This window comes from Vibrio sp. 947, assembly GCF_033339115.1.
Taxonomy (GTDB): Bacteria; Pseudomonadota; Gammaproteobacteria; order Enterobacterales; family Vibrionaceae; genus Vibrio; species Vibrio alginolyticus.
Genome location: NZ_JAWOTX010000010.1, coordinates 48,633 through 68,301, shown reverse-complemented (window position 1 = coordinate 68,301; position 19,669 = coordinate 48,633). Strand labels below are relative to the sequence as shown.

At 43.0% G+C, this 19,669-nt stretch carries 21 protein-coding genes; 6 read left to right on the top strand and 15 right to left on the bottom strand.

Annotated elements, in window-relative coordinates:
• Nucleotides 1–2 precede the first annotated feature (2 nt).
• Nucleotides 3–743, bottom strand: a complete 741-nt coding sequence (locus R7Q39_RS14395) for an SDR family oxidoreductase (protein ID WP_005373555.1) — start codon at nt 741–743, stop codon at nt 3–5.
• A 739-nt stretch (nt 744–1,482) separates the two neighbouring features.
• On the opposite strand from R7Q39_RS14395, the gene R7Q39_RS14390 reads away from it, so the two are divergent.
• Complete coding sequence (locus R7Q39_RS14390; RefSeq protein ID WP_021035942.1) at nt 1,483–2,103, top strand: LysE family translocator; 621 nt, start codon at nt 1,483–1,485, stop codon at nt 2,101–2,103.
• Between the two features lie 15 nt (nt 2,104–2,118).
• Nucleotides 2,119–2,385 (top strand): hypothetical protein, encoded by a 267-nt coding sequence (locus R7Q39_RS14385; protein WP_017635186.1) that lies wholly within the window; start codon nt 2,119–2,121, stop codon nt 2,383–2,385.
• A gap of 60 nt (nt 2,386–2,445) precedes the next feature.
• Here the strand turns inward: R7Q39_RS14385 and secF are convergent, their stop codons facing one another.
• The 4 genes from secF to R7Q39_RS14365 all read right to left on the bottom strand — a co-directional run bounded on the left by secF (nt 2,446) and on the right by R7Q39_RS14365 (nt 6,670).
• Nucleotides 2,446–3,348, bottom strand: coding sequence for a protein translocase subunit SecF (secF, locus tag R7Q39_RS14380; RefSeq protein WP_005373567.1), 903 nt, complete (start codon nt 3,346–3,348; stop codon nt 2,446–2,448).
• A gap of 2 nt (nt 3,349–3,350) precedes the next feature.
• Complete coding sequence (secD, locus tag R7Q39_RS14375; protein ID WP_005373570.1) at nt 3,351–5,189, bottom strand: protein translocase subunit SecD; 1,839 nt, start codon at nt 5,187–5,189, stop codon at nt 3,351–3,353.
• 164 nt (nt 5,190–5,353) lie between these two features.
• Nucleotides 5,354–5,833 carry a hypothetical protein gene (locus R7Q39_RS14370; RefSeq protein ID WP_047101211.1) on the bottom strand — a complete coding sequence of 160 codons (480 nt, stop codon included), beginning with the start codon at nt 5,831–5,833 and terminating at the stop codon, nt 5,354–5,356.
• A gap of 168 nt (nt 5,834–6,001) precedes the next feature.
• A complete protein-coding gene (locus tag R7Q39_RS14365) occupies nt 6,002–6,670 on the bottom strand; it encodes an SH3 domain-containing protein (protein ID WP_047101210.1) in 669 nt (222 codons plus the stop codon).
• Between the two features lie 103 nt (nt 6,671–6,773).
• On the opposite strand from R7Q39_RS14365, the gene R7Q39_RS14360 reads away from it, so the two are divergent.
• A complete protein-coding gene (locus R7Q39_RS14360) occupies nt 6,774–7,322 on the top strand; it encodes a hypothetical protein (RefSeq protein ID WP_047101208.1) in 549 nt (182 codons plus the stop codon).
• A gap of 526 nt (nt 7,323–7,848) precedes the next feature.
• Here R7Q39_RS14360 and R7Q39_RS14350 read toward each other — a convergent pair.
• Both R7Q39_RS14350 and R7Q39_RS14345 read right to left on the bottom strand, forming a co-directional pair.
• Complete coding sequence (locus tag R7Q39_RS14350; protein WP_005373579.1) at nt 7,849–8,472, bottom strand: class I SAM-dependent methyltransferase; 624 nt, start codon at nt 8,470–8,472, stop codon at nt 7,849–7,851.
• 5 nt (nt 8,473–8,477) lie between these two features.
• On the bottom strand, nt 8,478–8,933 hold the full coding sequence (locus R7Q39_RS14345; RefSeq protein ID WP_005373581.1) for an Lrp/AsnC family transcriptional regulator: 456 nt from the start codon (nt 8,931–8,933) through the stop codon (nt 8,478–8,480).
• Between the two features lie 148 nt (nt 8,934–9,081).
• Between R7Q39_RS14345 and R7Q39_RS14340 the strand changes: the two genes are divergently transcribed.
• Both R7Q39_RS14340 and R7Q39_RS14335 read left to right on the top strand, forming a co-directional pair.
• Entirely contained in the window at nt 9,082–10,008 is a 927-nt protein-coding gene (locus tag R7Q39_RS14340) for a DMT family transporter (RefSeq protein WP_025767932.1), read from the top strand.
• 94 nt (nt 10,009–10,102) lie between these two features.
• A complete protein-coding gene (locus tag R7Q39_RS14335; RefSeq protein ID WP_054577766.1) occupies nt 10,103–10,765 on the top strand; it encodes a flagellar brake protein in 663 nt (220 codons plus the stop codon).
• 2 nt (nt 10,766–10,767) lie between these two features.
• Here the strand turns inward: R7Q39_RS14335 and R7Q39_RS14330 are convergent, their stop codons facing one another.
• From R7Q39_RS14330 to R7Q39_RS14295, 8 genes are all read right to left on the bottom strand, one after another.
• On the bottom strand, nt 10,768–11,805 hold the full coding sequence (locus tag R7Q39_RS14330) for a DUF2955 domain-containing protein (protein ID WP_017635179.1): 1,038 nt from the start codon (nt 11,803–11,805) through the stop codon (nt 10,768–10,770).
• A gap of 12 nt (nt 11,806–11,817) precedes the next feature.
• On the bottom strand, nt 11,818–12,876 hold the full coding sequence (locus R7Q39_RS14325) for an HlyD family secretion protein (RefSeq protein WP_017635178.1): 1,059 nt from the start codon (nt 12,874–12,876) through the stop codon (nt 11,818–11,820).
• Between the two features lie 35 nt (nt 12,877–12,911).
• Nucleotides 12,912–13,367 (bottom strand): transcriptional regulator SlyA, encoded by a 456-nt coding sequence (gene slyA, locus R7Q39_RS14320; RefSeq protein ID WP_005373589.1) that lies wholly within the window; start codon nt 13,365–13,367, stop codon nt 12,912–12,914.
• Between the two features lie 295 nt (nt 13,368–13,662).
• Entirely contained in the window at nt 13,663–16,239 is a 2,577-nt protein-coding gene (gene luxQ, locus R7Q39_RS14315) for a quorum-sensing autoinducer 2 sensor kinase/phosphatase LuxQ (RefSeq protein WP_318076395.1), read from the bottom strand.
• A complete protein-coding gene (locus tag R7Q39_RS14310) occupies nt 16,239–17,336 on the bottom strand; it encodes an autoinducer 2-binding periplasmic protein LuxP (protein WP_005385634.1) in 1,098 nt (365 codons plus the stop codon). Before R7Q39_RS14310 ends, luxQ begins: the two co-directional genes overlap by 1 nt.
• 331 nt (nt 17,337–17,667) lie before the next feature.
• Complete coding sequence (locus R7Q39_RS14305) at nt 17,668–17,985, bottom strand: GIY-YIG nuclease family protein (protein WP_132937186.1); 318 nt, start codon at nt 17,983–17,985, stop codon at nt 17,668–17,670.
• A complete protein-coding gene (locus tag R7Q39_RS14300) occupies nt 17,982–18,632 on the bottom strand; it encodes a YceH family protein (RefSeq protein ID WP_138940087.1) in 651 nt (216 codons plus the stop codon). The genes R7Q39_RS14305 and R7Q39_RS14300 overlap by 4 nt, the downstream gene beginning before the upstream one ends.
• Before the next feature lie 165 nt (nt 18,633–18,797).
• Nucleotides 18,798–19,022, bottom strand: a complete 225-nt coding sequence (locus R7Q39_RS14295) for a hypothetical protein (protein ID WP_005385630.1) — start codon at nt 19,020–19,022, stop codon at nt 18,798–18,800.
• 220 nt (nt 19,023–19,242) lie between these two features.
• Here R7Q39_RS14295 and R7Q39_RS14290 point away from each other — a divergent pair, with 220 nt between their 5' ends.
• Complete coding sequence (locus tag R7Q39_RS14290) at nt 19,243–19,557, top strand: DUF496 family protein (protein ID WP_005373603.1); 315 nt, start codon at nt 19,243–19,245, stop codon at nt 19,555–19,557.
• Nucleotides 19,558–19,669: the final 112 nt, after the last annotated feature.

Below are 19,669 nucleotides of genomic sequence, written 5' to 3'. Positions count from 1 at the left end.
CCTTAGTGCATGTATAAGCCGCCGTTCACCGACAAAGTCTCTCCGGTGATGTAGGCGCCCGCATCGCTGACCAAGAAGCTCACTGATGCTGCAATTTCCTCTGGTGTCGCAAGACGTTTCATTGGAATTTGGTTCGTAATGGATTCCAGCACTTCTGGCTTCATTTGCTCAACCATTGGCGTACCCGTGTAACCCGGAGCGATAACATTAACTGTCACACCCGAGCGAGCACCTTCGTATGCTAAGGCTTTAGAGAAACCGATCATCCCAGCTTTCGCCGCCGAGTAGTTTGCTTGACCAAACTGCCCTTTAAGACCATTGACTGAAGAGATATTGATGACACGACCACCGCCTTTTTCGCACATTGCAGCGAAGAGGGGTTGCGTAACGTTGAATAAACTATTGAGGTTGGTATTGATGACATCATTCCAAGCTTGCGCAGTCATCTTTTTAAACACGCCATCACGTGTGATTCCTGCGTTGTTGACAACAACATCAATGGTTCCCTCCTCCCCAAGCAATTGCGCCAATTTCTCTGCACACTCTGTCGTGTTTGTTACATCCAACTCAAAAAGGCGAACCTGATCTTTGGTAAACCCTTTGCTGTTGAACCACTCCAGCGCACATTCGTAGTTACCTGTGAAATAAGTAGCGATTACACGGTAACCGTCATTGACTAATTGAGAGGAAATAGCAGAACCAATTCCGCCTTTTGATCCAGTGATCAAAGCGACTTTCTTCATTGAAGACTCCATTCTTAACGGCATTTAAAAAGCAAACTTAATACACTGATGAAATAGTTCACCAACTGACGTGTTTATTTATTCTTTTGACAACCAATCCCGTGCTGCCTTTATTTTAAGTTAACCTAGAAATATTACATTTCAAATAAAAAACTCACCCAATTGCATAAGATTGATTTAGATCTCATTACCCGTGAAATGTTATAAAATGGTTAATTTTACATAAGTCATTGTTTTAAATCACACTTCCACAAAAGCCACACCAACAGAAATAGAAACATAATTATTAAATATCATGAACTTACATACAGAATGGTAGACGTTACATTATGTCATGATTTAAGATCTGAATTTTAAGCCTATATGATTACAACAAACTTGAGATTAGAATAATAATTCAATTATCGGTAAAAATAATTATCAAACATATCATTTAATTACTGCATTTAATGATAATTTAGTTATCAATTCGATTTTTTTAATACAATGATGATTAATACCGATAAAATATAATAAATTGAATATATTTAATCTAAAAATGATATAAGAGCTTGTCTCATACTGGTGCAATACGCACTATTATGACGCATAGATTAAAATATAATTTCATTTTAAATTTATATATTCGAAGAACATCAACTAGCTACTAGTGAAAGTAATCGCTCGCTTTGTAGTAGCATCCTTTTCCACTTTGCACTATCTTTGTGGCTTCTCTTTAATCACTAAATCATCAACAGATATGAATCTTGCATTGCTCAGTATGTTCATCCCTACTTTCTTTTTTGTCTCAATCACGCCTGGTATGTGCATGACTCTCGCCCTAACGTTAGGTATGAGTATCGGTTATCGTCGCACGTTATGGATGATGATAGGAGAACTTCTCGGTGTCGCGCTGGTGTCAGTCTCTGCGGTGTTAGGTATCGCTGCGATTATGCTCAATTATCCTTGGATGTTTATCGCGTTAAAGTTCATTGGTGGCGGTTATTTACTCTATCTTGGAGTTGAAATGTGGCGATCGCGAGGGAAACTTGCGATTAATGTCGACAACTTAGAAACACCAAAGAGTGACAATATCGCACTTATCATGCAAGGCTTCGTTACCGCAATCGCAAACCCAAAAGGCTGGGCATTTATGATTTCTCTTTTACCGCCTTTTATAGACCAAAACGCAGCACTTGCACCGCAACTGATCATACTTGTCTCCATTATTTTACTGTTTGAGTTCATTTGCATGTCTCTGTACGCTACTGGTGGTAAAGGGTTGAAACACGTCTTAGGTCAGTCTAAGAATGTACGTCTAATGAACCGTATCGCAGGCACTTTAATGATGGGAGTTGGTGTCTGGTTGCTACTAAGCTAAGGCAAACTGGAAACAATGAAAAATATTCTGAATAAAATCGCTAAAGTCATGGGTGAAGTATTGGACTTTCAAGCCCGAGTTTGGGTTGTGAACGTCTATAGCGGTGAGCATAAAGGCGAGTCTTATGTCGTTAATGAAGATGCTTTCTCTGTACCTCTTCAGTGGATGAAGAAGAAAGGCTACCAAGAGTCGATGTTGAATAAAGTCGAAGCAATGAAGCGCTCACAAGTCTTAGAGTTCGATTTGGGACTTGTGAAACATCGCTTGATGCGCGTGAAATAAGCACAAAAAAGCGCCACTCAAGATGAGTGGCGCAAGCACTTTTACCTTAAAAGAACGATGCTATGGCGCAGCGTCGATCTCAACAGGCAGATAATGTTTCGGCTCCAGTTTCAACCACTCCGGCAGCACAGTACCAATCGAAATCGAAGACCATGTACCCGACAGAACGCCAATAAACATGGCGGTTGAGAAACCAGCCAAAGGCGCTCCTCCCATAATCCATAATGCACCAACAGTGATCAATGTCGTACCAGATGTCACCATAGTGCGTGAAAACGTCGCGATAACAGCTTGATCATTGATGTCTTCTGTTTTCCAACTCTGTTTCGCAATCAACAGCTCACGGATTCGGTCTGCAATGATGATCGAGTCATTCAATGAGTAACCTAAAATTGCTAACACCGCTGCAAAAACGGTTAAGTTGAACTCCATTTGAGTAATTGCAAAGAAACCAAGCACTAAGATCACATCATGGGCCAAAGCAAACAGTGAACCACTGGCCAAACGCCACTCAAAACGGAAACACAAGTAACCGAGAATACTCAACACACAAATCAACAATGCTAAGCCACCTTGTTCAAACAAGTCTTGGCCAACTTGAGCGCCAACTATACTGTTGCTGACAACATCAACTTGGTGAGAGATTGGCTTCAACACCTCTTCTACACTTGGCAACGTTTGTCCATCTTCCGGCGCAGAGTAACGAATCACCCAACGGCCATCTTCACCAGAGCGTGTCACTGACGCAGATTCACCAAGCTTTGGTTGCAGAACGTCAAGCAGATCATGGTTAGTTAGCTGCTTATCTACCTTTACTTCTGTCACCATACCGCCAGTGAAGTCCAAACCTAGGTTCAACCCTTTAAAGCCTAGAGCGACGATCGCGATCACCGTTAAAATGATGGAAACTAGCGTAGTAAAGTAGCGAATTTTACGAATATTTTGTTTTAGCATTTCGACCATGATTAAACCCTCACATCACGACGGGCATCGCGGCCCCAAATTAAATTGATCATTGCTCGAGAGGCAAATACGCCTGTAAACATACTGGTTAACAAACCTAATCCGAGTGTTAAGGCAAAGCCTTGGATTGGGCCATTACCGATGGCGTACAAAATCACGGCGGTGATCATGGTAGTAATGTTGGCATCAAGGATGGTCGAGAATGCGCTGTCAAAGCCAAGGTCAATCGCTTGAGCGAAGCTGCGACCTTCACGCATTTTGTCCTTAATACGTTCGAAAATAATAACGTTGGTGTCCACTGCCATACCGACGGTTAACACTAAACCGGCAATACCCGGAAGCGTTAGAACCGCTCCTGGTAACAAGGCGATTAAGCCAAGCAAACAAAGCATGTTGGCACAAAGCGCCACGTTTGCTACCCAACCTAAGCGGCGGTACCAAAGTGCCATAAAGGTCAGTGTTAAACCCATACCTAAAGCCAGTGCTGCAAAACCGTTTTCAATGTTTTCTGCACCCAGAGAAGCACCGATTGTTCGCTCTTCCACAATAGTAACCGGCGCAGTTAGTGAACCCGCTCGAAGTAATAGCGCTAACTGCTGTGCATCGTCCATGCTACCTGCACCAGTAATACGGAACTGGCTACCAAGTTGAGATTGAATAGTTGCGACGCTGATAACGCGCTCACTACGCTCAGTTACACCGCGATCGTTTGTTTTGTACTCTCGGTAAACGGTCGCCATTGGCTTGCCGATGTGAGTTGCTGAGAAGTCACTCATTTTCTTACCACCAGCGTGGTCAAGAGAAATATTTACCTCTGACATGCCCATTTTGTCGACACCAGCACGAGCGTTCACGATGTGCTCGCCCGTTAGAACTGGTCGTTTTGCCAAAATCACAGTACGGCCGTCATTATCTTGAAGAACAAGATCTTGGCTGCTGTGTGCTTGGCTCGCATCTTTCACTTCATAAAACGCCAAGCTTGCTGTTGCACCAATAACGTTTTTCGCTTGAGCAGGATCTTGTACACCAGGGAGCTCAATTCGAATGCTCTCTTTACCTTGGCGTTGCACTAGTGCCTCTGTGATACCAAGTTCTTCAATACGACCACGCATGATCTTCAGGTTTTGTTGAAGAGTCGACGATTGAAATTCTTGGATATTTTGTTCACTCGGTTCAAGCACAAAGCCACGAGATGAACTTTTTGAAATCCAGCCCGGGTAGTTTTGACGCAAAAACTTGTTCACTTCCGACAATGCTTGCTCGCTGTCACTGTTTACCGTAATTCGGTTGCCACTTTCTGCTCGAACTTGCACACCACGAACACGTTGATCACGTAGGTTCGCTTTAATTTCATCAATCAACGCATCACGTTGTTCTTCAAACGCTTTATTCACATCAACATTCAACAGAAACTGAACGCCACCACGAAGGTCAAGACCGAGCTTAATTGGGCTAAAGCCCATCTCATTCAACCATTCTGGCGCAACCGATACGTATGAGAAAGTGATGCTGTCGTCTTTATTTAGCTCTTTGTTTAACAACGCACGAGCTTTACTTTGCGCATCTTCACCATCGAATACAATGGTTGTTTTGCCGTCTTTTTCGATGATTTTGTCGGCTGAAATATGGTTGGTTTTTAGCAGTTGATTCAGATGAACAACCGACATTTCACTGTTGTTTTGATCCGCAAACGTCAACTGGATAGAAGGCTGTTCGCCAAACCAAGTTGGTATAGCACTTAGGGTTAAAATAATGACTGTCGTGATTAATACGACATATTTCCAAGCTGAGTAGTGATTCATCAGCTTTCTGTTCTTTTGCTGCTTTGGCGTTTTTTTCATGTAAACATCATCCCTTCACAATGAAGTGAAGCTTTTAATAACAAGGCTTAACACACGACAGATGCTCCCAGAATAAATTCAGGGTATGAAATGCTCAGAACGCTCACGTCCTGTCGAATACAATCGTCGTGTTAAGAGTGCACAATGGTGCAAATAGATGGTGTTTAGGCAGAAAACTGACTATTGAGTGCGACGTACATGGCATTGGTATCTTTCCAACCAGAAATGCGATGATCGCTTGTGAAATGATAAAATGTGGACTGGTTGTGACGCCAGTTAATGTCCATCAAGCTGTATGCGTAACCCGCATCAGCGTAAAACGGAGTCGTGAGATCGCCGACAAAATCTACGTGCTCGTCATCAAGCCCTTCCCGTAAGTAAGACGTCCAGCGCTGAGAGTTAAACAAAGCAACGGAATCGAGACTTGCATGACCTTCAGATACTGGAGATTGAGAGCTTTCTTCTGAAACTTCAGAAAAATCGACGGAAGAGTTTGGCGATACACTTACGGCTACAAAAGGTTGTAGCTTAGAAAAGTGCGGTACGTGAGCCTTGTGATCGATTTGCGCAGCAGATACATGCACTGGTAGCAATACCATTGCAAATAGCAGCAAAATCAATTTTCTAAGGTAAATCCAAGGCATAGGAACTCACTAAAAAAACAAAGAACCAAGTTAGGTCACTTGGCTTAATGATAGTATTCCTATTGATTATGGTTCACAACTAAAAAGTTATAAATCTCTGATTTCAGGTTTGCATCGTTATTGCTTTTATCAAAACGTCTTTAGAGAACGAGTGTAATTAGTGGTGAGCTATCGATAAAAAATCTCGCCCTTATCAACATCTAAGTAGATCTTATTCTCTTGCTCCAAACCGCCACAATAGATGAAGTAAACGTTGCGCTTTTTGAACGTCACAGAACGCACCCAACCACCGAGCTCCTCAAAATCACTCGGATCACAGGTTTCATCGTCTAACAATTGCTGTGTTTTCTTACGGAAAATATCCAAGTGAACTTTTAAATCATCCGACTTCTGTAGGTATTCATCCAATATCTCTAAGCGCTCTTGCTCTTTAATAACTGGCTCTGCATCCGATAACCCTTCAGCATTCAACCATTCGGCTTTTTCTTCTCCACCCTCTTCATAGACAAGATAACCGGAGATTCGGTACCACCCATCTACTTTTTCTAACACCGATACTTTTTCTCCCTTATAGAGCGTATCGACAACTAAAGCATTAAGGTTAGGCTTGTTGTAAACATTGACACGACGCTCAATAACGTAGTACTCGGTAACTTCCGGGGGAGCGGCTTCTAAATCCAGAATCGGTTTGGATGTTTCTTTTTGCAGTGACGATTGCTCGACTTGTGTAGCCTTTGGTGCTTCAGGTTCATCTTTCTGCATAAAGAAGAAATAGTATCCAGCCCCCGCTCCGCCGAGCAACAGCATGACAATCAATGCGACGAGAATTTTCTTCATGCCCTTTTCCTTTTCATTCTTTATTCTTATCCCACCAGCAGCACGCATGTCGTAGAAATTTGGGTATATACTCAAAAGAGCAGGTCAACTAACGCGAGCAATAATGATCAACAGACTCAATTGGATACTACTATTTCTTCTGTTCCCGATAACGGGGCACGCCAATATTCAATGTAACCCATCGTCGTGGAATGACAATCTTACCCAATTCAATCGTTTAGAGTCCAATTACAATCAGCATGTTGAGGTATTCAATACACTTTTAACCGAACATAAACAGCGTCAGTTATTGTCCGAAACCTTTTCACTGCATGAGCTCGTGCTACTTTGGCGTGCCAAGTCGAACCAAAATGTGTTCAAAGCGCAATTAAAAGCATCGATTCAATACAAAGAAGAGCTCACAACTAAAGCGAATCAGCTGCTTAAATTGAGCACACAATCCCAATGGTCAGCAAATGGGTGGGAGATACTGGCCCAAAAGTGCCGCGAGTCAAACAAAATAGCCAATCAAATAACCGCGGAATGGTATAACACCAACGCTTTGGAACTTGCTGAAGATTACAAGCGCCTCTCTTCACAATATCAAACTCTGTCACAAGTCTATGATAAAGAAGCTCGAGCGCTTCAATACGCTCAAGATGTTTCGAAGTAAAAACAGAGCCAGTTCTGAATAGACGATGTTGGTTTTTCACTCCAATATTGGACGTTATTCGTGCTTTTTATCTTTCCTTAGTCGTGAATGATATCAAATGTAAATAATGGGATTGTTCCTTTTGACAAACTTGACTAAACCATGACCAAGACAATCAATTTATAGAGACATACGTCACATTAATGCTTTACTTATGGACATTTTTTGGTTAGTTTAGCCATTAATAAAATTTAATAAAAAGTCACATTTGGCTGGAGATGATGCTACAAACATGGTTATCAATCGATTAAGTAACAGGGAATGTCCTAATGCTACCAAAGCCAAGTTTTTGTCAGTAGTTAGGCACGTAAAAGAGTTCGGTTCAATCAGTGATTTGGATCTGTGTAAAATCTTCGGAGAAACAATATGGAGTGATGGGAGGGAATACCATTCAGCCGCGTTCTCATTCAAGGTTGATAGATACACAGGTAACTGTGAAATCTCACAATACAAAAACCAATAAGGCTTAAGAATTTATAAAGCGGAGTCAGGAAACGGACTCCGCTTTTTTGATCATGGCAATCGTAAAGTCGTGCTCGGAGTACCCCTCAATCAATCGTGTATTCGGACACAGCAACCGACAATAGCGAAAGACACCTTCTTTATTGTGCGACGCTAACATTTTCATGCTGGGTAGTTTGGATTCATCCAACAAGTTAAACACACAACCTTTCTCTGTCGCTCGGTACATTTTATCAATCATTTCAATGGTATGATTTGGGTTGGTGGATTGATAGTTCAATGATCCGGAAGCAAAAACAAAATCGCAACGAGGCAATACCAACGTTGAAAAGTCACCGCATATAAACTTACTTTGCGTGCGAAAATCTCGTTTTCTGGCTTCAGAGATAAACTGTTTTTGCTGATCAATGCCAATGTAGCTTTGAGGAAGCCCCCCCGTAAGTTCGATAAACGCTAACAAGTCTCCGTAGCCGCACCCAATATCTAAAATACTTGAACCGTCTAACGTTAACCCTCGGCACAACGCCTCAAAACGGCTGATCTGACTATACTTATCTGCCCATCCCAGAGTTCGGGCTCTGTCTTTACCAAACTGTCTATATCGCTTTCGATGATAGTGGGCAATCTTAAGTCTATCGAAAAATTTCATCTTTCTTATGCATAAATCGGCAAACTGCCATTTCCTTTCACTTGTCTAATCGCTAGGTGGGTATGAATATCTTTCACATTTTCTAATCGCTGTAACTTTCTAGTAAATGTTTCATAACCAGCGAGATCTTTACTGACCACCTCTAACAGGTAATCATAGGCCCCTGATACGACATGGCATGAGATCACTTCATCCATCTCAACAACGGCATGTTCAAACTCATCAATCGAAGAAGCTTGGTGGTTATTTAAACTCACTTCAACAAATACAGTCATCGCGATGCCTACAGTGTCTCTGGACACAATAGCTCGATAACCACTAATTACACCTTCCTGCTCCAAACGCTTAATGCGCCTTGCACAAGGTGATGCCGATAGCCCTACTTGGTCAGCAAGTTCTGCAGTTGTCAGAGTGGCATCCTTCTGCATTAGGTTGATAAGTTGCCTGTCAATTTTATCCATTTATTCTTCCGTGCCTTTAATCACTAATAATTAACATTTATACGCAATTTATCACCAACATCAAGCCTAATTACGTCAAACTTTGCCTCCCTTTGGCAAGAGTTTTATTCAACAATTAACACATCATTTACAAATGGACATGTCGATAATGATCTTGGGATACGCAGCTATATTAACGACCTTACTGCTTTGGTCTGGTTTCTTTATTTCTTTAAAAGGGGGCGCAATTTCTGCCTTGCAGCCAGCCGATATCGCGTTAGTTCGCTTTCTCATCCCAAGTATAATTTTATTACCATTTGTGATTAAGCATAAACAGTCGCTGCGCGTAGTGCCTAAACGCTACCTGGTTGGTGTTGTGGTTGGAAGCGGCCTTCCCTATCTTCTGGTCGTCGGAACGGCTATGCATTTCGCTCCCGTGGCGCACGGCAGTGCATTAGTACCTGGCACTTTGCCATTGTTTGTTTCTGCTATCGCGGTACTTTGTTATCAACAGTCGCTGAGTGCTCACCGCTTAATCGGGCTTTCTACGGTGTTGTTAGGGATTTTCGTATTCCTTCTTTCTAATAGCGGCGCAGAGTACAACTGGTCTCAATTACAAGGGCATATCCTGTTTCTAACTGGCAGCATCATGTGGGCTGCTTTCACCATCAGCGCTCGTGTCGCCAATCTTAATGCACACGTCTGTGCAGGATTCGTTGCAATCGCGTCTTTGGCTCTGCTCATCATCGCCGTTGGTTTCGGGTGGGTAGACAGTTATTTGGTGGTAACACCGTTCAGCCAGTGGCCATGGGAGGAGTTATTTGGCCACGCGATGCTACAAGGTGTTGGCGCAGGTTTAATCGCTTCTTTCACTTTCATTTATGCAATTAGGATCATCGGTGCCGAAGCCAGCGCTGCTTTTGGTTCATTAACTCCAGTCGTCGCGACACTTCTTGCCGTTCCAATTTTTGGTGAACAACCAGATTCTCTCACTTGGTTAGCGCTGATGTTGGTCACATGCGGCAGTATTGTGGCAAGCCAAATCTTTATGAAAGATGGAATGAACCAAACTTATCGCCCACCACTTCACAGATAGCGATGATTTTACAAAAACTTATGCCTTACTATCTTGAATAACAAAATGGCGTTTTGATAGCCTCAGCTTAACTAAAAATTAAAACGCCAATGTGATGCCAGCCACTCATAGTAAAGATGAACTGCATAGGTTTCTCAAACCGGGAATGAAACTTTCTACTAATTTCGAATTTGGGCCTAAGGATCAATATACGTATTCCACCACCTATCTTGGGATGAAAGAAAATGCTTATTTGATTCTTGATATACCAATGCGTTTGCTTGAAGAGCAAGTGATGAGGAAACTCCCCAACGCCGATGTCATCGTGCGTGGTGTATCAGATACGGAGTTAGGCCATGTCATTGCGTTTAAGTCCAGCGTACTGACGACGACCGTTCGACCATCCCCCCTTTTGTTTATCCGCATTCCAGGAACATTTGCAACCAAACCAGTTCGAGAACATGAGCGTTACAAGTTGCAAATGAACTGTAACGTTATTCATGCAGGGAATGTCTACGACGGTAGCCTTATCGATTTCTCTCTAGCAGGTGTTGGTATATCAACCTTGATTGAGCCCGAATTCAACGTGGGTGAGAGTGTTACCATCGAATGTCCGTTAAGCCACTATATCGGAGAAGAAAATCGATGTGTCATTGCCAACATTAAGAAATTGGCGAAGGGATGGGTAGTTGGAATTAAGTTTGCTAGTTCCATTGAGATGACTCACGAACTAAAAACAGAGTTACTGGAGCAATCCTTTCTAACCAGTAACGTCTGAACTTACTGCTCGCTAAAGCGCGTCGCCTCAAAGCTGTTGAGTATTCTGTGAACCGTATAGGTCACAAGCAGCGTCGCAACAATAGCAAACAAAATACTGCTCACGCGATACAGCGCACTGAACATTAAGTCACCATCCGGAGTAAGATATTGGCCGAACAAAATGCCTAATGTGGTTAAACCGCCAAATCCGGCTCCCGAGCCGCTAGACTCTTTCACGTGCATATAGCTGAACATCATAGCCCCAATCCAAAGCAATGGGACGATAAACAATAAAGTATCCGACCAATCGTATAATACAAGTTGTCCGACGATACCAAAGGTCACCCCCATCAAGGTTCCCATTGCTCTTTTTCGCGCATACCCTAAAGCACCGTTCCAATGCATAGGAAACAATAAAAGCAAGGTTGTCGCCTGAGCAGACATAGAGTCACTGAGGTCAAATAGCTGGAATACAAGGAAAGACATTGTAGCGATACTCGCCCCCATAAGGGCTTCATGACGCATTCGATGACTCTGTTTAGGCTGCGACGGTTTCGCTGGTGGCTGACGAGGTTCCGCATCGGGAATCAAAAATGTCACCACATAAGCAACGATCACTGAAATAACATTCGCTTGCAGGTTGCTAAATATTAGGTCATTTAAGTCAGTGGTTGGATAACTAGCAAAATGCAGCATGATGCTTAAGCTCAGTACGCTGTTCGCTCCAAATAAGAATAAGCTCCCTTTTGACATACAGGCGAATTTATATAGGAACAACCCGAATGCAATGATTGTCATCATGCCTGGGTGCCCACCAAATAACCCACCAAGCACCCCAACTTCTAATCCACACACAACCGCTGAAAAAATCAGTTGTCGTGCGGCATGTAGACTCATGACTGGCACCATTCCAAGTAACAGCATCGGGGTTACAGTAAAGAATACGCCATAGTTCCAACCAAATACTTTACATAAAGTGAAACCAATAGTCGCACCAGTTGCAATGCGCAAACACTGACGGAAGTCGTTTTCCGACATGGGGTGGTCCCATAACTTCATATCGCCTCCTCGTTAATAAATATAATGAAGAAGACTCAAGAATTGGATCTGGCACCTCGCTAACCAACCAGATAACGAGTTTTCTGGCAACAACTGCACGGTTGCTCGTGCCCCTGCTGGAAATGCGCGCTGCTGAGGTTCATCGATAGCTAAATGTAAACGTAAGCGCTGCGCATCTCTCACCCAACGGTTTGAGTCAGTTGGTGTTGCTAAGCGACCATCCGCATCGAATTGACCCGAGCTGACCCCGGCATCCACACTCGTAATACGAGCTTCAAATACATCACCAGGTAAGCTATCAAAAGCCACTAACGCACGGCTGTTCTGATTAAAGTGTCGTAAACTCTTTTCACGAAAGTCGGCAATGATATCCACGTCATCGGAGACTAAAGCGACAAGAGGTGTACCAGCTGCCGCATAGGCCCCCGTCTCCAGCTGCAAGTTAGCGACAACGCCATCATGTTCCGCCGAGACTTGAGTGTAAGACAGATTAAGTTCCGCTTGTTTTAGCTGGTTTTGCGCCACGCGGATATTCACATTCGTCGCGCCTAAATCACCGCGGTTTACTTCCAACTCTTTTAAACGAGCACGTGCGGCCAGTAAGTTCGCTTTAGCTGCCGTTGCACTGCTCTGTGCGTCATCGCGCTGCTGTTGCGAAGTACCATTACGGTGAAACAGAGTATTAAGACGTTTTGCTTCGCGAACTTTTTGTTCCGCCACGATTTTGCTCGCTTCAACGTCTGCTTTTGCCGCAGCAATAGAAGCATCAAGTTGTTCGTTGTTTTGAATCACACGCTCAAGGTTAAGTTGAGCCTTTTCTACGGCGAGCTGATAAGGCTGGGGATCAATCTGAAATAGTAGATCGCCTTGGCTTATTTCTTGGTTGTTGGCAACATAAAGATGCGTAATCTGCCCACTCACACGGGGGGCCACTTTAGTTACCACACGCGTTGCCATTGCCTGAGGCGTCAACGGCATGGCGAGATCTGCAACTAGAAAATAGGCAAAGACAAGGACAAACGCGACGCAAGAATATTTGATCCAACGTGCGAATTTTTGATCTGGAGTCATAGGCGTTTACTTCTCTTTTTATTCGGTTTTCTGACTTATTCGCTAAGTGAATCAAGCGCATTGTGAGCAATCTGATCAAGAATCAATGAAAGCTGCTGAAGTTCCTGGTCGTTGATGTCCGTTAGGAGCTTGCTTCGAACTTGAAGAATCCGAGCCTCCATTTGCTTTAGTAGGGTTTTCCCCTCTTCTGTGAGGCTAACAATACGTGCTCGCTTATCGTGTTCACAGCAATGGCGAGTGATCAGAGATTGCTCTTCTAATAATTTTAATGTTCGCATCAACGACGCTAACTCGATCTCAAGCGCTTCAGCCAAATGCTTCTGACTGATGTTGTCACCCATTCGATAAAGCTTCCATAACGCAGTCCAACGCGGATACGTCAGGTTTAAAGGCTCTAACTCGCGATCTGCAACCATTTTCCACAAACGAGCAACACGAGATAATTTTTCAGCCAGAGAAAGGTCTCGCAAACTGTTGATGTCTTGAATCATAAGATCTACTCAATTACTTAGCGTGCTAAGCAATATAAAATAGTTAGCACGCTAAGTAAATATCTTTTTGTGATTGAAATCACGCTGGGTGTGTCAGTGAAGGGGCAGAAATCTAAGTAACACAACACTATGTTTGAATTTGAAATGCAGCGATGTACACAACAAACGTCGAGACCAATAAAGTCTGATTTGTATAAGAGTAAAAGGGTCAGATACAAAAAAGCACAACCCACAGTCATGGTGTTGTGCTTTTCAGATAATGAATAATTGGGTTATCCCGTAGTGAGCCAATTATTCATGTTCGCTCGACTAAGAACCGCTGCTTAAAATCCACAAATGCTTCATGGAGCGCATTTTCTTTAATCGGCTTGAGAAGCACGTAATTCGCACCCGATTCCATAAAGGCGTCACTGGTTTCTTTCGCGGTGTCAGCAGTACACGCATAAATTGGCGTGCCTAGTTTTAGCTTTTGTCGGATCTCTTTGGTCGTTTCAATTCCACCAAGATGCGGAAGTTGGTTGTCCATCAGTATCAAATCGTAAGTATGATCTTTTAAGAATTCCATTGCTTCTAACCCATCTTTCGCCCAATCAACCTGCATTTTGTACTTGTTACAAAACGCTTTTAGAATGAATGCGTTAGTATGGTTATCCTCTACCAACAACACTTTGAGACTCTCTGCAAATAGTTCACCTGGCTTAACTCGCAAACTCGAATCAAGAGGGGTGAGTACTCGCTCACGATCTTTCACTGGCATTGTAATGACAAAAGTCGTTCCTAAGCCTTTCTGACTGCGGACTTGAACATCACCTTCCAGCATGTCGACAAGGCTCTTCACAATGGTCAGCCCTAAGCCACTGCCACCGTATTCTCGAGTCGTTGTTGCTTCTTCTTGAACAAAAGGTTCGAACATTTGGTCGAGTTTGTCAGACTCGATGCCGATACCTGTATCCGTAATTTCCACGACCAGCACGCTATTGTCAGCACCATAGAACTGCTCCAGTTCAGCATGCAAGCGCACGCTACCCGAGGGCGTAAACTTTACTGAGTTACTGACTAGGTTGAATAAAATTTGGTTCAGACGAACTTGGTCAGTAAAGATTTCAACATTGGGATCTATTTTGTTTTCAATGACAAGGTTGACGCCTTTACTTTCACAAATAGGACGATAAATGTTTTCTAACGTTCGAATTGTATCAGTGAAAGAAAACGGGTGCTTTTGGATATTAAACTTACCCTGCTCAATCTTCGAAAAGTCCAAAATATCATTCAAAACAGCAAGTAAGTGCTCACCACTATGTCGAAGTACGTCAATTTGGTTATTCTGCTCTTCTGTTTCCACAGAGTCTTTTAGCAATTGAGCAACCCCTAAAATTCCATTGATTGGCGTTCGGATCTCATGGCTCATTTTAGCCAGAAAGTCGGCACGGGCTTGAGCAGATTTCTCTGCTTCTTTGCGCGCCAAGTTACTCTGTTTTTCCGCCTCAATTAGCGTGGTTATATCCTGACCTTGAACAATAATACCGCTAATATCTCCATCAACTCGAATCGGCGATAAGTTCCAGCGATATACTTTGTCTCCAATTGGCACATTAACGCCTGTCAACGTAGCTCCCTGAGCCGCCATGCGAAGGTGTGGCATCAACTTTTCTTTGAAACCTTTGAACACTGGGTGCATGGTTTCAATATCGTTTTCCATGACTAACTCTTTGCGTGCTGCCGGATTGATTTGGATAAGTACACCCGATTCAGACCACACCATAATAGGTGATAACGCAAAGTTAAACAGGTCTCGGAAAGACCGCTTTTGTGCTTCAAGCTCTTCAAAAGTGTTTTCTAGTGTCGAACCAATATGATCGAATTCCTCAATATCTGACCCCTCAAAACGCTCAAATCCTTTTTCTTCACGAGCCGAGCGGGTATATGCCATCAGGGATCCTAACTCTTCAACTACTCGATTCTCGATCCATTCTTTAGTCATTAGCGCAATCATAACCATACCGATAACTGAGGCTAGCATTGCTAGCAGGTGTTGGATTTGCAATGTCACCACGCTCTGATTGTCTTGCACAGTAAGCAAGCACAAGTCAGTCTCGGCGGCATTTACCTCAATAGGGGTTTTGATGATAAATAATTGGTCAAGCTTGTGCTGGGACTCTCGTCGTTTGAGTACGTCAAATATTTGATAAGCCTCATCTCCTACTAATGAGCTTGCCAATGGTGTGTTGTTAGCGACCAACACAACATTGTCGACGTTGCCTTCATTTTTTAACCTTTCCATCAACCCAAAGTTATTATCTAAAACAACAACATTGTAAGAGTACCCCATCACTTCACCGGTTTTAGGTTGTAAAACGGGTACACGACGAAGTAAAAGATGGCGAGTTCCCATCGGGGTCTGTGAGGGTAGATAATACCAGTTGTTGCTAAAGGTCACTTGACTGGCAAGTCGGCTAAGTATCAGGTTGTTGATGCCATAGAAATGCGCGTTGCCATCGTCCCAAATAATACCTTGATGATCGGTTAGGAAACGAAACTCCGGTGTATGGGAAGGATCACTCTGGTCAATACTCATGAAAAAGTAATTGAGTGCCTCTTCATCACGTTCTGTATAAAAATCCAATACAACATCACTTTTCGAATTGCTGTTGTGATGAATCTGAATCGCTGCAAAATGGCTATCAAAAATGTTCAGGATCAGGGCAGAGGTCTGCTGCTTGGTTCGGTCGACTTCCTGCCAAATAATCTGCTTCGAGAAGTAATAACTCTGAACAAAGATGCCTAGAATGATCGGAGCAAGTACGAGAATAATTATTTTGGTAATAAGCGTCGACAGTGAGCGACGCTTTCTTGTTTTTGATGTAGTTGTCATCAATTATCTGAGTATCTAAATGCACGTTTTCTTAATGCTTCAATTCTTTCTGGAGAGTCCGATTTGGTAACGACTTCAAAATCACCAGAGTAAACAGTGGGAACTGGCTTTCCTTCTAAATCCCACTTAATGGCCTCAGCCATTGCAATACCTGTATCATCGTTCATACGCATAACGGTAACGTCTAACTCCCCTTTAGAAAGCGCCTCTAACTCTGCTGAACCGCCGCCCCAACCATTGATCATGACATCATCACGACCTAACTCTTTAAGAGCGTCAACAGCACCTAATGCTACATCGGTAGAACACGCGTAAATGAAGTCAACGTCCGGATACTTCTCCAAACTGGCTTTTGCAGCTTCATACCCAGATTGCTTTGTTGCTTTGGTGTAGTAAGCAGATTGTAGTTCAAATTGATTATCGCGGTTCACTTGGTTGATAAAAGTGTTGCCTCTGATGTCACTAATGTAGCCCTCTGAGAAGTAGAGAACACTATAGTGGCTATGTTTAGGGAAACGCTTGCCAAACTCAACGGCCAATTCACGACTTCCTTCTGCGTGGTCGAAACCAACATAAAGAAACGGCTGATGATGTTCCCAATCCCTAACAGGTGTGGTGATATTTTGTAAAATTAACTTGGTTTTCTTTGAATCTAAGACATGCTCAACAAACTTACGATGTCTTGTGGTATCTAGAGTAAAGATCAAGTAATCGGAGTTGCTTTTCAGCGCCTCCATTAAAGACAAACTTTGCTGCTTTATATCTGCATTAGGACGAGTAAACACTTGATTTAGCTGATAGTCGATATCAAGCTTATCTAGGCGTTTTTCAAACGCGTCGATGTTTCGAATCCAATAATCAGAGATCTGCTGCCCTGGATAAACAACAGAAATTTTCAGTGGACGCTTTTTGTCTTTTGCTACGGGTACAGGGGTTTCTCTTACCACTTCAGCCAACGCACTAGTTAGCTGCTTCTGTTGTGGAAACTGGTCTAAAAACTCTTGATATGCCCAATACCCATTAAGAACTTGGGTGGCCTGCACATTCGGCGCAAAAGCGGCCATTGAAATCAGGGAGAATACTAACGCTTTTTTCATCTACTGCTCTTTTAGCTTTTTTATGAGCCTAATTCAGCTCTATTCATTACCTAGCCGAGTCATCCTATACTCTTGTAATCTACCTTCCTCTTAGTGCCTGTTTCAATAGTAAATTAGTTCTTGGTCTGAGTGGATGCAAATGAAAGTACATTGAGTCGCTTCCTTTGTCTCGATGACGCAAAGACATTTCGCGCTTTTCATATTCAGGACCTGTAAACAGAACACCAGCCCATTATGCGTCAGTTTATTCCTACATGGTACTCCAAAAACAAAAAGAAACCGCCAATGTGGCATGGGCGGTTTCCGTGTATCTTTGCGTAGCAAGGGCTTATCAGAGTGCCACTATCTCTAACATCATTTGTTGATGTTCGTCGACGACAATATTTGCTTTTGACATAACGAGCAGCTCTTTTTTCGCTTTAGTTAGTTGCTTAATATAGTACTCTGCTCGCATGGCAAGCGTCTTTGAGTCAAAATCCAATGACCATTCCAATACCAAAGGGCCTTTTCCCTTCAAAGCTTTCGCTCCTTTTCCGGTTTGGTGCTGATTGAATCTTCGTTCAACATCATTGGTAACACCACAATACAACGCGTTGCGGTTATTTCGTATCAGGTAGACACTCCAACGCTGCGTTGTATTTTCCATCATGAAAGCAGTGACTCAACCTTAGCTTTTAATTCATCCAGCTCTTCTTTCAGCTGAGCGACTTCGAGCTCTAGCTGACTTACTCGATCGGAGCTCGAGCTTGCAGCAGACACAGGCGCTGCAAGTTCGGACGCATCAACATCACCACAGAACAAATGCATATAACGCGACTCCCGCTTACCAGCCTCACGTGGTAATTTGACCACTAATGGTCCTTTCTCTTCACTTGCTAAATGCTCAAGGACCATTTCCACTTCTTTTACATCATGAAATGTCGCGAGACGATTAGTACGAGTACGAATTTCCCCAGGTGTTTGAGCACCGCGCAAAAGCATACAGCATACAATGCCCTTCTCCTGCTCTGTCAGCTTTAAATCACCAAATTCCGTATTACAGAAACGGTGTTGATACTTGCTGACGCGGCTGTTGAACGCACTTTCGTCACTGACGAGCCTGCGCTCAATAAGAGCATCAACGGCATCGAGTACGTCTGACTCTGAGAGTGACATCACGGGATCACGGTTGCTTTTTTGATTACACGCGTTGGTTAATGCGTTTAGGCTGAGGGGGTAAAGATCTGGGGTAGTGACTTCTTTTTCGATCAAGCAACCAATAACTCGTGCTTCAATTGCCGTTAGCTCAACTTTCATAATGCATTTCCTTATTATTTTTGCATTTGACTTTGTACCTAAATCGCTTCGAAATCATACGCCATAAATTCACACAGCAGTGCAAGAAGCGTTAGCGGTTCAGGTGTTGGTGTCAGGCTAAAGCATAGCTTAAGACCTGACACCCCTTACGAATAGGGTCAGGTATCAATGCTCCGAGAGAATCGGCACTCTCGTCAAATTGCCATCTTGGTCGACCATCATTATTTTTGAACGATTAAGCTCAACTTCGATGATTTCGAGTTGCTCGCGTGCGTTGATATACGCCGTTTTTAACTTTTCAGCCACAGAGCGAGTGACTTGCTCATTATCTTGACTATTTACTTGCTCCGCAGTGTTACCAGAGTCCATATCAAGTTCATCATTTTGCATTCAATGGTGTTGATAATATAGTGAAGGCCACGTTATGACAATGAATCGATGGATTCTACGATGCTGGCCAAAACTCGAAGAAAGCAGCACGATTATATGGACACAGCGCAATTGGTTGAGAAATGTTCAACTCTGCATTGCTATTGATCTAAAGACTGTTATGCCACTGGATGTTGTGCTTTAATCGAGGAAGATATTCATAAAATTAGGAAAGAGAACTATGAGTAGCGTATTTGAAATCGTTAACCAAGCTCGTCGTAAAAACAAACTAAAACGTGAGCTTCTTGATAACGAGAAGAAAGTTCGTGATAACCGTAAACGTGTTGATCTTCTAGAAAACCTTCTAGACTACATCAAACCAGAAATGACTCACGATGAAATCGTCGCAATCATCAAAAATATGAAAGCAGACTATGAAGATCGTGTTGATGACCACATCATTAAAAGCGCTGAGATCTCTAAAGCACGTCGTGACATCAGCCGTCGCATTCGTGAGCTGACTGAAGAAGACAAGCAAACTAGCGGCAAAAAATAAACGCGTAAGCTAGATTTTCGAACCCCGAGCAAGAATATCTTCCTCGGGGTTTATTTTTGTCTCTAAACTAACCGCCGTGTACAATCAATCTAACTCTTATTCCTAACGCATT

Coding starts and splice junctions, on each gene's coding strand:
- R7Q39_RS14395 (WP_005373555.1), bottom strand. CDS start 743: ATGAAGAAAGTCGCTTTGATCACTGGATCAAAAGGCGGAATTGGTTCT.
- R7Q39_RS14390 (WP_021035942.1), top strand. CDS start 1,483: ATGAATCTTGCATTGCTCAGTATGTTCATCCCTACTTTCTTTTTTGTC.
- R7Q39_RS14385 (WP_017635186.1), top strand. CDS start 2,119: ATGAAAAATATTCTGAATAAAATCGCTAAAGTCATGGGTGAAGTATTG.
- secF (WP_005373567.1), bottom strand. CDS start 3,348: ATGGTCGAAATGCTAAAACAAAATATTCGTAAAATTCGCTACTTTACT.
- secD (WP_005373570.1), bottom strand. CDS start 5,189: ATGAAAAAAACGCCAAAGCAGCAAAAGAACAGAAAGCTGATGAATCAC.
- R7Q39_RS14370 (WP_047101211.1), bottom strand. CDS start 5,833: ATGCCTTGGATTTACCTTAGAAAATTGATTTTGCTGCTATTTGCAATG.
- R7Q39_RS14365 (WP_047101210.1), bottom strand. CDS start 6,670: ATGAAGAAAATTCTCGTCGCATTGATTGTCATGCTGTTGCTCGGCGGA.
- R7Q39_RS14360 (WP_047101208.1), top strand. CDS start 6,774: ATGATCAACAGACTCAATTGGATACTACTATTTCTTCTGTTCCCGATA.
- R7Q39_RS14350 (WP_005373579.1), bottom strand. CDS start 8,472: ATGAAATTTTTCGATAGACTTAAGATTGCCCACTATCATCGAAAGCGA.
- R7Q39_RS14345 (WP_005373581.1), bottom strand. CDS start 8,933: ATGGATAAAATTGACAGGCAACTTATCAACCTAATGCAGAAGGATGCC.
- R7Q39_RS14340 (WP_025767932.1), top strand. CDS start 9,082: ATGATCTTGGGATACGCAGCTATATTAACGACCTTACTGCTTTGGTCT.
- R7Q39_RS14335 (WP_054577766.1), top strand. CDS start 10,103: ATGCCAGCCACTCATAGTAAAGATGAACTGCATAGGTTTCTCAAACCG.
- R7Q39_RS14330 (WP_017635179.1), bottom strand. CDS start 11,805: ATGAAGTTATGGGACCACCCCATGTCGGAAAACGACTTCCGTCAGTGT.
- R7Q39_RS14325 (WP_017635178.1), bottom strand. CDS start 12,876: ATGACTCCAGATCAAAAATTCGCACGTTGGATCAAATATTCTTGCGTC.
- slyA (WP_005373589.1), bottom strand. CDS start 13,367: ATGATTCAAGACATCAACAGTTTGCGAGACCTTTCTCTGGCTGAAAAA.
- luxQ (WP_318076395.1), bottom strand. CDS start 16,239: ATGACAACTACATCAAAAACAAGAAAGCGTCGCTCACTGTCGACGCTT.
- R7Q39_RS14310 (WP_005385634.1), bottom strand. CDS start 17,336: ATGAAAAAAGCGTTAGTATTCTCCCTGATTTCAATGGCCGCTTTTGCG.
- R7Q39_RS14305 (WP_132937186.1), bottom strand. CDS start 17,985: ATGATGGAAAATACAACGCAGCGTTGGAGTGTCTACCTGATACGAAAT.
- R7Q39_RS14300 (WP_138940087.1), bottom strand. CDS start 18,632: ATGAAAGTTGAGCTAACGGCAATTGAAGCACGAGTTATTGGTTGCTTG.
- R7Q39_RS14295 (WP_005385630.1), bottom strand. CDS start 19,022: ATGCAAAATGATGAACTTGATATGGACTCTGGTAACACTGCGGAGCAA.
- R7Q39_RS14290 (WP_005373603.1), top strand. CDS start 19,243: ATGAGTAGCGTATTTGAAATCGTTAACCAAGCTCGTCGTAAAAACAAA.